This window comes from Oligoflexus sp. (assembly GCF_035638955.1).
GTDB lineage: Bacteria > Bdellovibrionota_B > Oligoflexia > Oligoflexales > Oligoflexaceae > Oligoflexus.
In genome coordinates this window covers 15334-28711 of record NZ_DASQYZ010000274.1, presented here as the reverse complement: position 1 = coordinate 28711, position 13378 = coordinate 15334, and the positions used below count along the sequence as shown (strand labels likewise).

The following is a 13378-nucleotide window of genomic DNA, read 5'->3' as shown; positions in this document are numbered from 1 at the left end:
GCAGGATTTTGGAAGAATATTCAGAGGCAAAATGGTTTTCTCCGCGTCACAGCCCGTCTGGACGATGGTGCGGGTCATCTGGAAGAAACCTCGGCATCGATTGGCATCCAACCCGAACGCTGGCTGCCTTTGCGCAAGGGTCTCAGCCTCGCGTCCGAAAACAGCATCTCGGGCCTCTTGCAGGATAGTCGGAGCCGAATATTTCTGAAAAATCGGACGGACATCAAGCAATGGGACAGTCAAACGAATCAATGGAAACTGCTGCCTCGGATCAAGACGGATACACAGCCTCTTGAGCCTATTCAGTTCTGGCTGTCAGCAGCAGGTGACCTCGTGAGCGAGCAGGTTTTTGCTACAGGTTCAGACAGCGTACCGACAGCTCACCTGGCGCGATGGGATGGAGCCTTCTGGAATGCCTTGCCTCTGCCACCGGATCAGCCAACATTTCGCTGTCTGCGACCCGAGATGCATCCGGGTGGATTTTGGTGTCAGAAGCCTGAAGGCGGCATTCAGCTGTTCGACAAGGGGCAATGGCTGACACTGGATTTGCCCATGGCGTGGCAACAGCATCGCTGTGCCGAGGCAGGGGATCGACTGCGTTTTGCCCGGGACAATCGCCAACATTTTTGGATGGCCTGCGACAGCGAGGTCTATCACAAAGCCTCTGCGGGTGAGAGCTGGCTTCCGATCCTGGACAGCTGGCCTGATACGAATGGACTCCCTCTGCTTGGCCTGGGGCTCGATGCTGGTCATGCTCTTTGGCTTGCGTTCGGCCAACAGCCCGAAAATCTTATGATTCTGCGCGGCGAGGGAGGCGAGCTGCAAAGCATGAAACGTCCCGACTTGATGCCCTGGAAGGATGTTATCGGCCGTGATTTCCTCGTGACAGCTCGCGGCCAGGTTCTCCTGGGCCCGAACATTTGGGACAATCGAACCCAGGCATGGCAGCCGATTCATGAACTCGCCGAAATCGGCTTTCAGCAGCATATGACACCCGATGTTACGGATCAGGGTGAACTTTATTGGACAACCGGGCAGGGTCTTATTCAGTCGGGCGCCGAAGGGCTGCGTTACTGGGATTTTAGTATGCTTGGATTGCAAAAAATCGGTGCCAGCTCCAAACCCGTGTTCGAGCAGCAGGGCCTGTGGGTGGCGGCCAAAGAACATGGCGGTCTCGAGTATCCTTATTACGTCAACGTCAGTCCTTGGCTTTTGATCAGGCGTCCGGCAGGGTTTGCAGATGGCGTGATCAGCAATTTCTGGCTGACGAACGGTCAGCCACGAATCTATGTGCCGAATGATGGTCTTTATCTGCAGGAGGCAACGGGTTGGACCAGGCTCATGGCGAGCCCGCAATTTGACGAAAAGCTGCTGCTCAGTCAGGAACAATTCGAAGGCTATGCGATCGAGCCCCAGGGCCTGCATCGCTTGGATCCGGATACCCTGCAATGGCAGCGGATTCACACCTTCACCAAATACTCCAATTTCAAAGGTGGTCTTAAAGATCAGCAGGGACGCATCTGGATCTATGAGCCCAACCGCAACCAGGCGGGCTTTATCAAGGCCGACAAGACAAGCTTCACAAGTGTTGTCCCAGGAGTCGATTCCGTTCATCTGCATGGGCTGTATTCTTTGCAAAACTCCATCCATACTTCCAGCAGCGAGCAACTTCTGCGCTACGATGAAGCCACAGGCGGCTGGGTGAGCGAACGGCGTTGGTCCGAAGACGGATTTGCGGGTCCGAATAACGTCGTGCAAGCCGATGCCGAAACGCTGGTGGTGCACGATAGATTCCAACAGGGCAAGCCTGAGGGAATGTGGCTGTTCAAACCTGCATCCGGCGAGAAGACCTTCTTACCGATCCAAACCAGGGGCATGGTCCTGGGTCATGCGGTTAAGAATGCACGTGGGGATTTTATCATCACGGTTGACTACGATATCCATTTGGTAGAGAGCGGCACGGGCAGGATCCGCCATCTCTTCAACAAAACGGACCTGAAGAACCTCTTCAAGGAAGAGGATAAGGAAGTCGAATACATCAGCCTGATCGTGGATGCCGACAATCGATTGTGGATTAATATCAACAAAGGGCTTTTGATGATTCACTTGCCTTGATAGCACGCCTGCGTTGCTCGCGTTCAGTGCTGCCGCAACACCAAGGATAAGACTGTGGGTTCGGCCCCTTTTTTGCAGTCAACCAATCGCGACTTTCTCATTCAATTTACAGCCACCTCCTCCGGCAACCGAAGATAAAGGAAATGCCATTTAAGGAGCTGTGAATCATGCGATTAAGCCTGGGTAACGCCCTCTGGTTGAAAGCTCTATTCTTCGTCTGCGCTGCGCCTGCCTGGGCAGCTTCAATCCAGTTTCCCATCAGAATACAAACGCCCGAGTCTTTGACGGACGCTCAGGCACTGGCTGATCATGCGATGATCTGGGATGGTCAGGATTGGATTTCGCCCGCCCTCGATTTCAGTCAGGTGACGTGTCAGCTTCAAGGTGAGCAGAGTTTGTGCTCGGGGTCCGTTCAGGTGAATGCTGACGACGCCCCCGAGGGAAAGCAGGACCGGCTGAAATTGATTTTTGATTGGAATGGCAATCGCCTGCGCGACAAAAACGAACCGATGATTCCGGTGTTGAAGGACCAGGCAGGAACGCTGGCGCCGCATGGATCTGTCGTGTTCCTCCAGACCGAATGCCGATGCCGTGAGCAGGCTGACGACTGCATGTATCGTGAGTCGACACAGATTTCCATTCACGAGAAAAATACGGGTCGCATGGTTTGGGGTTCTGAGAATCATCAGCTTCTTTATGATGCGAGCTGTAAAGTTTTGCTGCTGCTTGGTGATAAACGGCCTTTGAGTGCTGATCTTCTCCGCCGCGATACCAGCGACCTGAAGGTGACCCTTAGCTCCCAGAATGGACGGCAGGATGTGCCGTTTTATTTCCTGACAGGGAACGCGACCGAGAGTGCAAGCCGGGTAGGTATCCTGGAGCGCGGTGAGAAAGGGGAAAAAGGAGAAAAGGGAGAAAAGGGGGAAAAAGGCGGAAAGGGAGAAAAAGGCGAGAAGGGGGAAAAAGGCGAGAAGGGGGAAAAAGGTCAGGGAGGACCGACGGGAGCCATAGGACCGACGGGAGCCATAGGACCGGCGGGCGCCATGGGGCCAGCGGGCGCCATGGGGCCAGCGGGACCCATGGGACCACAGGGGCCCCAAGGGGACAAAGGCGACATGGGGGCCAGAGGTGAACGCGGACTTTCGGGTGAAGCGGGAGCAGCTGGAGCTCAGGGTCTCAAGGGTGAACGAGGGGAAGCGGGTCCTCAGGGTATTAAGGGCGATAAAGGAGACACGGGTCTCACAGGGCTCAAGGGTGATGCCGGCCCACAGGGTGCGCGAGGTGAATCAGGTGAACGTGGCCTCGTAGGCCCGCAGGGTTCTCAGGGTGATAAAGGTGATACGGGTCCCGTCGGCCTGCAGGGATTAAAAGGTGACGTGGGATCGCAAGGACCTAAGGGTGACACGGGAGCACAAGGTGATACCGGAGCCAAAGGCGATAAAGGCGACATCGGACCACAAGGCGCACGAGGCGACGTCGGCCGTCAGGGCGAAGCCGGACCACAAGGTGATAAAGGCGACCAGGGAGATATCGGACCACAAGGCACACGCGGTGATGTCGGTCGTCAAGGCGAAGCCGGACTCAAAGGTGATAAAGGCGACCAGGGAGATATCGGACCACAAGGCGCACGCGGCGATGTCGGTCCGCAGGGTGAAGCCGGACCAGCAGGTGCCCAGGGCCCCAAAGGCGATTTAGGTCCACAGGGCGAAGCCGGCTCCAAAGGTGACGCTGGATCGCAAGGACCTAAGGGTGACACGGGTGCACAAGGTGAAACGGGACTCAAAGGCGATCAAGGTGATGTTGGATCGCAAGGACCAAAAGGCGACACGGGTGCACAAGGTGAAACGGGAGCCAAAGGCGATCAAGGCAATGTTGGACCGCAAGGTGAAATGGGTCCCGCAGGTGCTCAGGGTCCAAAGGGTGATGAGGGACAGCATGGCGAAGTCGGACCTCAAGGCGAAATTGGCCTCCAAGGTCCGCGCGGTGAAAGTGGTTTGACCGGTCCACAGGGCGAAGCAGGACCGGAAGGACCCACGGGAGATGCGGGTCCCCAAGGCGAAATCGGGCCACAAGGACCAAATGGTGAAGCAGGTCCACGAGGCGAAACGGGTCCGCAAGGCCTTCAAGGCGATATAGGACCAAAAGGTGATGCAGGTCTCCAAGGTGACATCGGACTACAAGGACGAAAAGGTGATGCAGGTCCACGGGGTGAAACGGGTCTGCAAGGACCTGGAGGCACAGTTGGACCAAAAGGTGATCGAGGTGATCCAGGACCGCAAGGCTTGCGAGGCAGAACCGGCCCCGAAGGACCTGAAGGCGAGCAGGGTCTGACGGGCGAAAAAGGTGACAAAGGTGACAAGGGCGATCCAGGACCAGCTCAGGATATGACCGACCACGAGCTGCGTCTCCAAGCCATCGAACGGGCCCTTGGCCTTCGTCAGTAGGACATGATCAGACCCCAGCCTTCGGACTGGGGTTTTTAAAAATGGCTTGAAGAATGAGGGCACAGACTTCGCGATGTGCAGGTTGAACCGGATGAATATTGGTACGGCCTTCGATCTTAAAGAAAGGCATTTTCCAACTGAGTCATCTGTTCCTTCTCGATGGCTGAAACCTTGGAACCCAGGCCCAGATATCCGCCCGCGGCTTCCGCCACAGATCGCGTGCGTTGCATGATTTGTGTCTTCAGGTTAAGAAATGCAGTTCGTTCCATAGTCTGGCCCAGACCCTTCACATAAGTTTTCCAGGTTTCAAAAAGATGAGGGCCAGGCGCTTCTTTCAACCAGTCTGAAAGCAATTCATAAGCTGCATGATTGACATCAATACCCTGCTCAGCCATGGCCTTAAGGATCGCATTGCGTTCGGCTGTTTCCATCGTACGATCGGCCCATGCGGTCAGTATCAAAGGTACAAACGTGAGGGCGACTAAAGTTGACGGTTGAATATTTTGATTAAGCAAGCTTTCGAGTACGGAGTCATCCTTAATACCCGAATACTGAGAGAGCTGAGTTTTGGTTTCCGCGCGAGTTTTTTGGGCTCGAAGCTTTTGCATGAGTTCTTGATTTTGACGTGCGAAGAATTCCTCTTCCAACGACCGGCCTGAGCTTTCCTTCTTTTCGTAAACCATGGCTCGTTACCTCAGAATGATTTGGAAAGTTTATATCCTGAAACTTATATTAAGCTTTCAATGAGATCAAGCTAAGGCCCAGCAAATCGAACCAGCGAACCATTCGAGACCAAGCTAAACTCAAAATCATATTCCTGAGGTTCGATATTCCATCGAACTTTTTGCGGCAAGCCCAAACATGCGAGTCAACGTGTGTCGCATTCCTGGCGAGATTGGCGTCACCTGTTTAATCCCCACGCTAATCTGTGCTGGGACACGCGATCCTGGATCAAATCAGTTCAACGAACCAATTTCCTTAAGCAGAACATCGACTGCATACCTTCCCACACGCCTTTCAGCCCTCTCTTTTCGCAGAATCCCATTGACAAAACTGCATATTTTCATTATTCGTCAACCAACGAATATTCATGAAAGCTTGGCGGAGCCGGCATTTGCGAAATTTAGCCGCCATCACCAAAGCTCTTGCCGATGAAAATCGTCTTAAATTAATCATGGCTTTGATGGATGGGGAACTGGCCTTTGCAAAGTTGACCCAGTTGATCCCGCTTGCTGCGTCAACCGCTTCGAAACACATGTCCATCCTTTACAGTGCAGGTCTGGTCGATTCTCGAAAACATGGCCGCATCCTGTACTACCGACTGGCCCGCGAGAGTGCCGATCCAAGAGTTCGAAAGGCTCTAACCTGGGTTCAGGAGGCTCTCATGCAGGAACCTTCATTCAAAGCGAGTTCCCAGCATTTCACTTCCATCGACACAGAGGAAAGCCCGTGCGAATAGAAAAGAGTCAATGGCAGTGGTTGATTGAGACCTTACTGATCATTCTGTCCCTTGTACTTGGTGTTATCGACTTTCAGAGCCGGACCGGCACAACTGTATGGGTCCTTCATGTTATTTTGATTACCTTTGGTGTATTCACACGCCAACCCAGACTTCCTTTGGTACTGGCAACCTTGGCTTCTCTTTTCATGGCAGCCTCCATTCTCAAGGTTCCGACTTCGACTCTGGATTCCTGGATTGGTCAGGTCTCACGTATCCTGGGCGTCACCACCTTCTGGGCGTCTGCCTATATCGTGAGCAAGTTCATCGGCTCGCAGCTCACCCTCGAGAAAAGCGACCTGAAGGCTCAGGAAATCAGCGAGGATCTTAAAACGGTAGCCTGGATACACGATGGGCTTTCCAAAATGAATGATGCCATACGAGGCGTCCAGGCACCTGTTGTGCTTTGCCAGAACTTTTTAAATCAGCTTGCCGAGCACATCGGTGCGAACGTAGGCTCGTTTTATCTTTCAGACGAAGGTTGTTTTCTGCGCAGGGCCGCAGTCTATGCCTATGCTGACAACGAAGGCATGGGTCAAACCTTTGCCCCCAATGAAGGTCTTTTAGGTCAGGCCGGCGCCCAACAAAAAATTCTTGAGCTGGCGGATTTGCCGGCGGACTACTATTTAAAAATCAAGTCCAGCCTCGGCAGTCTTCCGCCGCGATACATCATGGCTGTCCCGGTGCTCTTCGATGGCACCTTGCGCGGCGTCTTTGAACTCGGTTCCCTGACGCCCTTTTCGGCAGCCACGCGTACATTTTTGAGTCTGGCCCCGAAAAATATCGGTATTGCCATCGATCTGGCCTTGAGTCGTGTCCGCCTGCAGGAGTCTCTCCATCAGTCGCAAAGATTTTCCGAAGAAATGCAGGTTCAGCAGGAAGAGCTAAGAGCCCTGAACGAAGAAATGCACGAGCAGGCCAAAGCCCTTGAGGCCTCGCAGTCCAAGCTGGAAATGCAGCAGACCGCCCTTGAAGAAAGCAATGCGGATCTTGAACTCAAGCAGGCCTTGCTGGAAGAACAGAAGGAAGCACTCCAAGAGAAAAATACGCTCCTGATATCTTCGAAGCGCGAGATTGAACTGGCGAGCCAGTACAAGTCTGAATTTCTATCGAATATGTCTCACGAGCTCAGAACGCCATTGAATAGCATTCTGATTCTAGCCCAAATGCTGGCCAACAATAAAGCCAGCCGCCTCTCTGAAGACGAGGTTGATTCCGCGACGACCATCGTAACGGCCGGCAATGATCTGCTGTCGCTGATCAATGATATTTTGGATCTATCCAAAATTGAATCAGGCAAATTGGAATTGAACCCAGAATTGGTGGACCTTGGTGATTTGACAGCAAGCCTTGAACGCACCTTCAGACCAATGGCCGATAAAAAGCGGATTGATTTCGCGTTGAATGTCGACAAGGACGCGCTGCGGGAAGTGTTTACAGATCGGCAGAGGCTCGAACAGATACTCAAGAATTTTCTGTCGAATGCTCTTAAGTTCACACAAAAGGGTCATGTTCGCCTGCATATTACACGCTCCGACGATCAGGACAAACCTATCGCCATTTCCGTGTCAGACTCCGGCATAGGCATTCCCAAGGACAAGCAGGAGGTTATTTTTGAAGCTTTCAAGCAAGCCGATGGCACCACATCAAGGCGCTTCGGTGGCACAGGTCTCGGTTTGTCGATCTCGCGCGACCTCACGTTCCATCTCCAGGGTGAAATAGGCCTCCAAAGTATCGAAGGCAAGGGCAGCACCTTCACCATTTACCTGCCAGTCCGTTTGCGATTGAAAGATGCAGCCCCGCCGGTCCTGACTCCTGTGTCGGTGCATCGTCAGCATAGGGAATTGGTGCGGCCAGAGCCGCAACCGGCAAACGATGGCAGGTCACGCTCCCATTCCTTTCAGGATGACCGTGATTCCATCGCGCCAGGACAGAGGAGCCTTCTGATCATAGAGGATGACCCAAGCTTCGCTTATACCCTTTCCAAACAGGTCAGGGAGCTTGGATTCAGATGCATTCTTAGCGAAGACGGTGAACTCGGACTTGCCGATGCCAGGCGCTATCTACCCAATGGCATCATCCTGGACCTCAAACTTCCGGGATTGGGCGGCATGGAGGTTCTGGAGCAGCTCAAGAAGGATCCGAAAACGCGGCACATCCCTGTTCATGTCGTATCCGGCATGGACCGCAGGAAAAGCGCTCTTCATTTGGGAGCCGTAGGGTACCTCATGAAACCGGTCACAGCAGACTCGCTCATGGAAGCTTTCTCGAAAATTGAAGCGGTCGCTGCCGGATCGCTCAAGCGGGTCCTGATCGTGGAAGACAATGCGATCCAACTCAAAAGCATGCAAGGATTGATTGCAGGCCTCAAGGATGTTGAATCATTCGGAGCGAGCAGTGCCACCGAAGCCTTGGAGGTGCTTGCGACGACAGCTGTCGACTGCGTGGTTCTCGATTTAAGTCTACCCGATATGTCCGGTCTCAAGATGCTGGAAACCATGGCCGCCGAACCGGGCGGATCCTGTCCCCCCGTCGTCGTCTATACGGGAATGGACCTGACCCGCGAAGACGAGCAGGCCATCCGGAAGTATACTGACAGCATCATCATCAAAGGAGCTCGCTCTCCGGAACGACTGCTGGATGAAGTTGTACTCTTTCTTCACCGCGTGGAAAGCGAGCTGCCCGCTGGCAAACAGCAGGTTCTCAAGGAACTTCGCGATCGCAATGAAATTTTCCTTGGTGCCAAGATCCTTCTGGTTGACGATGACCTGCGCAATGTCTTCGCCTTGAGTCGCCTTCTCGATGAAAACGGCGCCATTGTCACGGTCGCACGAAACGGCGAAGAGGCCCTGGAACGTTTGAACAAAAGTCCTGACCAGCACCTGGTTCTTATGGATGTGATGATGCCTATCATGGATGGGCTCGAAGCCATGCGCAGGATTCGATTGGATGCGCGCTTTACGAAACTTCCGATGATTGCCCTTACGGCCAAAGCCATGAAAGGTGATCAGGAAAACTGTATAGCGGCCGGAGCCAACGATTACCTGGCGAAGCCAATTGATATCGCAAGGCTGACCTCTCTTATTCGCGTATGGCTCGCGCCACAAGGATTTTAATGAACCTTGAATCTGAAGATCAAGCCACCAACGAGGAAATCGCCCTATTTATCAAGGCGATCCATCAATCCTATGGTTACGACTTCCGTGACTATGCCCCGGCTTCCTTGCGCCGGCGTGTGCTGAGAGCACGTGAGCTGTTTGAATGTGCCAGCATCACTGAGCTGCAGGCGCGGGCTGTGCGTGACAAAACTTTTTTTGCTCTGCTCCTGAGTGAAATGACGGTCACAGTCAGTGAAATGTTTCGCGATCCGAAGGTCTATCGAAAACTGATTGATGAGGTCTTTCCCGTTCTCGCGACGTACCCCTCGATTCGGATATGGCACGCGGGCTGCAGCACAGGTGAAGAGGTGTATTCCATGGCGATCCTGCTGCACGAAGAGGGTTTGCTCAAGCGCACCACTCTTTATGCCACGGATATCAACCCCACGGCTTTGCGTAAGGCTCGATCAGGCGTTTTCACAACGGAAGAAATTCAGATTTCAACCGCCAATTATCAAAAAGCCGGTCGACTTGGGTCATTCAGTGACTACTATACAGCCGATTATGGGTCAGTCCTCATGGATCGCTCGCTGAGGGATAAAGTCGTTTTTGCGGAACATAACCTCGCGACGGACAGCGTATTTTCGGAAGTGCACCTCATCCTCTGCCGGAATGTGATGATTTATTTCAACAGGGCTATGCAGAATAGAGTTTTAAAGACGTTTTATGATAGCCTCCTGTTCAAAGGTTTTATGTGTCTTGGGCCGAAGGAAACCCTTAGTTTTTCTGATTATCAGAACGTTTTCAGCGAAATCAATCTGGACGCTCGGATCTTCCAAAAATTGGGAGGCCATTGATGCGCAAAGTTGGGTCAACTGGAGCGGTCGTGATGGGGTCATCCGCAGGTGGCATGAACGCACTGCGCAAGATCCTTCGGCTGCTGCCCGCGGATTTCGCGCTTCCGATCCTGATCGTTCAGCATTTTCCGTCTGATACGCCGATGCTTTTGCCTGCGCTTCTTCGCTCCGATTGTTTGCTGCCTGTGAAGGAAGCCACGGATAAATCGCCGATTGAAGCTGGTCATGTGTATTTGGCACCACCCGGGTATCACCTCCTGGTGGAAGAGGATCACACGCTGGCGCTGAGCGAGGACGAACTGGTGAACTGGTCCAGACCATCGATTGATGTCCTCTTTGAATCGGCTTCGCTGGCTTTCAGGACGGAACTCATAGGAATTGTGCTCACAGGAGCCAACCACGACGGGGCTCATGGACTCAGAATGATCAAAGAACGTGGGGGTCTTGCTCTCGTCCAGGACCCGGATACTGCAGAAGCCAGGACCATGCCGCAGGCTGCGATCGACGCAACGCCCGTGGATCATGTGGCCACTCTCGAGACGATAGGAATGCTTCTCGCGCGACAGAAGGGATCAACAGATGCTTAACGATTCACGAACCATGACTGCGGGCGCAGGCGCTGCAAGAACAAAGATTCTTGTGGTCGATGACGTGCCTGCCAATATTAAAACGATGATCAAGGTCATAAACGGGTTCGGACTGGACATTGAAATCCTGGCTGCCGAGTCTGGCAGTGAAGCCTTGAGCCTTCTGCTTGACCATGATTTTGCGCTCACGTTGCTCGACGTGCAGATGCCTGACTTGAACGGCTTTGAAGTGGCTGAACTGATGCGTGGTCGTCGCGAGAGTCGTCATATTCCTATCATATTCGTGACGGCCGGGGCCTCGGACAAGCAGCAAATGTTCAAAGGCTATGAAGCCGGCGCTGTCGATTTTCTGCCCAAGCCTTTTGATCCCGCTGCCCTGGAGAGCAAAGTCAGGGTTTTCGTGGAACTCTATGATGCCCGCAAAACTTTGAAAGGTCAGGTGGAAGAAATCACTCTGCAACGGAATGAACTGGCTCGTTTGAAAGTGGCTGCTGAAGCTGCAAATGCGGCCAAGAGCACTTTCCTTTCCAATATCAGCCACGAGATTCGCACGCCTCTCAGCGCTATACTGGGTTTCGCCGATCTTCTCCAGTATTCCGATCATAGCCCTGAAGAACATGCTGACTGCATCGACGTCATTCGCCGGAACGGCCAGCATCTGCTGAAGGTGATCAACGACGTTCTGGATATGAGCAAAATTGAAGCCGGCCTCCTGGATGTGGAATTGGTGGACGTGGCTTTGCCCGATTTGCTGGCCGACATCGAACGGGCTTTGCAATTCAGAGTGGTTGAGAAGAGTCTGAAATTTAGCCTATTAGGCAACGTCCCTGACTTTATCCGAACGGATCCCACCCGCCTCAAGCAAATTTTAATTAATATTATTGGAAACGCGATCAAGTTCACTGAGAATGGCGCGATTGAAGTTACGACCAGCATGGAACTTAAAGGTCCGGACAGCAATGAACGAAAGTTGATCATTGCCGTCAAAGACAGCGGCATTGGCCTGTCCAGTGAGCAGTCAGCTCGCCTCTTTCATCCGTTTGTTCAATCAGAAATCACCACGTCCCGCAAGTTTGGAGGCACCGGATTGGGCCTCGTGATATCACGGCAACTGGCTCAGGCTCTCGGCGGTGATGTTGTGCTTGCCCAAACAGCGCCAGGCGAGGGCAGCACGTTCGAGATTTCGATTGACGCGGGACCAGCCAGGCTGTCCGTCGTGCCCAAGGTGAAAACAGCTCCGGTGCTGCCGACTCAAGCCATTTTTAATAATCTCAAGATTTTAGTCGTGGACGATTCGCGTGACAACCGAACACTTTTGAATCGCATTCTCCTGCGCTTGGGCGCTGACGTCGATATTGCTGGAGATGGTCGAGAGGGTATGGAAATGGCGCTTAAGGGATCCTATGATCTCGTCTTCATGGACGTTCAGATGCCTGTCATGGATGGGCTGGAAGCGACCAGGAATCTGCGTCGTCAGAATTTCGATCGCCCCATCATTGCTTTGACGGCTTATGCATTTGAACAGGAAGGGGCGCGGTGTATGGCTGCAGGTTATAGTGATCATCTCTCAAAACCTATCGACTACCAGCGCCTCATCGAGCGCATCAAGCACCATACCAGCGTCGATCCACGCCTCTTGGGAATGGATCAAAGGCAGGTCCCGGGCTTCAGACCCAGTCCCGACGCTTAAACCAGAGGAACATCACCAAGGGGATCCCCGCGCACAGCCCCACCATGGACCACATCAGGGGATCCGATTGCGTCCAGTCCGCAATACCCAGCAGGTTATGAAAATTCTGACCGAAGAACCCGACGACAAACGCCAAAGGCAGAAACACGGCACTCATGATCGTCAGATGCTTCATAATTTCATTGGTACGCTGCGAGACCGAAGATAGGTAGGCCTCCCGCGCATTGCCCAGCAAATCTCGGTTGGCTTCAATCGATTCATTGATTCGCATCAAATGATCATAGACATCCCGGAAATAATGGAGCGAACGCTCCGAAATATATCCATCGCTCAACTTGGTCAGCACCGCGAGCACGTCGCGCTGCGGCGACAGAACCTTGCGCATGCTGACGAGCAGATGCTTCAACTCAAAAATACGGGTCAGGTTTTCCCGCTGCGGATCGGACAGGACCTCTTCCTCAAGCAGCTCCAACTCCTCCGTCACCAGATCGAGGATTGGAAAGTTCGCATCCACCATGCGATCGGCAATCAGATAATAAATAAAATCAACGCCGCGACGCATCAATGAACCATCACCTGTCGCGCGTTTCCAAACCATATCCAGCGCGTCCATGCCTTCGCTATGCACGGTCACCAGAAAATTCGGGCCCAGAAAGGTATGGAGCTCGAGAATCTTCAGATTTTCAATTGAGCCGCCTTCGCACACAAACCCCTGGGTAACGATGAAAAGATAGCCGCCATATTCCTCGGCCTTGGGCCTTTGATCAAAGTGCGAGCAGTCTTCAATGGCGAGTGGATGGAAATTGAAACCATGACGAAGCGCTTCAAGCTGGACATCATCCTGAGAGGTAAGGTCAACCCAGCGCCAACAACCTGCGGCGGGCGGGCCAATGTATGACACGTCTTCGTGGATTTGCACTAAACCATCCGGTCCAACGTCCAAAATTCGAAACATGCGAAAGGCTCCCTGTGAGGCGTCACGGTATGCTCTGTTTATCACTACCCTCCCCGGACCGGCCAGAGGTATTTGTATCTTCTGACGCGCAAGGAATCCTTGAAATCCCGGACAAAAATGAGTACAGATGCCCT

The 13378-nt window shown here is 53.2% G+C and carries 9 protein-coding genes; 7 read left to right on the top strand and 2 right to left on the bottom strand.

The genetic code is table 11. The features are described 5' to 3' along the window. Together VE954_RS25005 and VE954_RS25000 are read left to right on the top strand one after the other, a co-directional pair. Positions 1-2115, top strand: a 2115-nt coding sequence (locus tag VE954_RS25005) for a hypothetical protein (RefSeq protein WP_324957970.1), incomplete at its 5' end; no start/stop codon positions are given. A gap of 167 nt (positions 2116-2282) precedes the next feature. Continuing rightward, positions 2283-4559, top strand: a complete 2277-nt coding sequence (locus VE954_RS25000) for a hypothetical protein (RefSeq protein ID WP_324957968.1) — start codon at positions 2283-2285, stop codon at positions 4557-4559. 116 nt (positions 4560-4675) lie between these two features. On the opposite strand, the gene VE954_RS24995 is transcribed toward VE954_RS25000, so the two are convergent. Then, on the bottom strand, positions 4676-5242 hold the full coding sequence (locus VE954_RS24995) for a hypothetical protein (protein ID WP_324957966.1): 567 nt from the start codon (positions 5240-5242) through the stop codon (positions 4676-4678). A 431-nt stretch (positions 5243-5673) separates the two neighbouring features. Here VE954_RS24995 and VE954_RS24990 point away from each other — a divergent pair, with 431 nt between their 5' ends. Genes VE954_RS24990 through VE954_RS24970 form a run of 5 tightly spaced genes read left to right on the top strand, consistent with a single transcriptional unit; the run spans position 5674 to position 12289 of the window. Then, complete coding sequence (locus tag VE954_RS24990) at positions 5674-6018, top strand: metalloregulator ArsR/SmtB family transcription factor (RefSeq protein WP_324957964.1); 345 nt, start codon at positions 5674-5676, stop codon at positions 6016-6018. Then, entirely contained in the window at positions 6009-9173 is a 3165-nt protein-coding gene (locus VE954_RS24985) for a response regulator (protein WP_324957962.1), read from the top strand. Before VE954_RS24990 ends, VE954_RS24985 begins: the two co-directional genes overlap by 10 nt. Next, the gene (locus tag VE954_RS24980; protein ID WP_324957960.1) at positions 9173-10012 is read left to right on the top strand and encodes a protein-glutamate O-methyltransferase CheR; all 840 of its coding nucleotides are present in this window, start codon (positions 9173-9175) and stop codon (positions 10010-10012) included. The genes VE954_RS24985 and VE954_RS24980 overlap by 1 nt, the downstream gene beginning before the upstream one ends. After that, positions 10012-10599, top strand: coding sequence for a chemotaxis protein CheB (locus VE954_RS24975; protein WP_324957958.1), 588 nt, complete (start codon positions 10012-10014; stop codon positions 10597-10599). Before VE954_RS24980 ends, VE954_RS24975 begins: the two co-directional genes overlap by 1 nt. Continuing rightward, on the top strand, positions 10592-12289 hold the full coding sequence (locus VE954_RS24970) for a response regulator (RefSeq protein ID WP_324957956.1): 1698 nt from the start codon (positions 10592-10594) through the stop codon (positions 12287-12289). The genes VE954_RS24975 and VE954_RS24970 overlap by 8 nt, the downstream gene beginning before the upstream one ends. Here VE954_RS24970 and corA read toward each other — a convergent pair. Further along, positions 12267-13244 carry a magnesium/cobalt transporter CorA gene (corA, locus tag VE954_RS24965; protein ID WP_324957954.1) on the bottom strand — a complete coding sequence of 326 codons (978 nt, stop codon included), beginning with the start codon at positions 13242-13244 and terminating at the stop codon, positions 12267-12269. The genes VE954_RS24970 and corA overlap by 23 nt on opposite strands. Between the last annotated feature and the right edge of the window lie 134 nt (positions 13245-13378).

Bases quoted from the DNA above. Each gene is read 5' to 3' on its own strand.
- VE954_RS24980 (WP_324957960.1), top strand. From the start codon at position 9,173: ATGAACCTTGAATCTGAAGATCAAGCCACCAACGAGGAAATCGCCCTA.
- VE954_RS25000 (WP_324957968.1), top strand. From the start codon at position 2,283: ATGCGATTAAGCCTGGGTAACGCCCTCTGGTTGAAAGCTCTATTCTTC.
- VE954_RS24975 (WP_324957958.1), top strand. From the start codon at position 10,012: ATGCGCAAAGTTGGGTCAACTGGAGCGGTCGTGATGGGGTCATCCGCA.
- VE954_RS24995 (WP_324957966.1), bottom strand. From the start codon at position 5,242: ATGGTTTACGAAAAGAAGGAAAGCTCAGGCCGGTCGTTGGAAGAGGAA.
- corA (WP_324957954.1), bottom strand. From the start codon at position 13,244: ATGTTTCGAATTTTGGACGTTGGACCGGATGGTTTAGTGCAAATCCAC.
- VE954_RS24970 (WP_324957956.1), top strand. From the start codon at position 10,592: ATGCTTAACGATTCACGAACCATGACTGCGGGCGCAGGCGCTGCAAGA.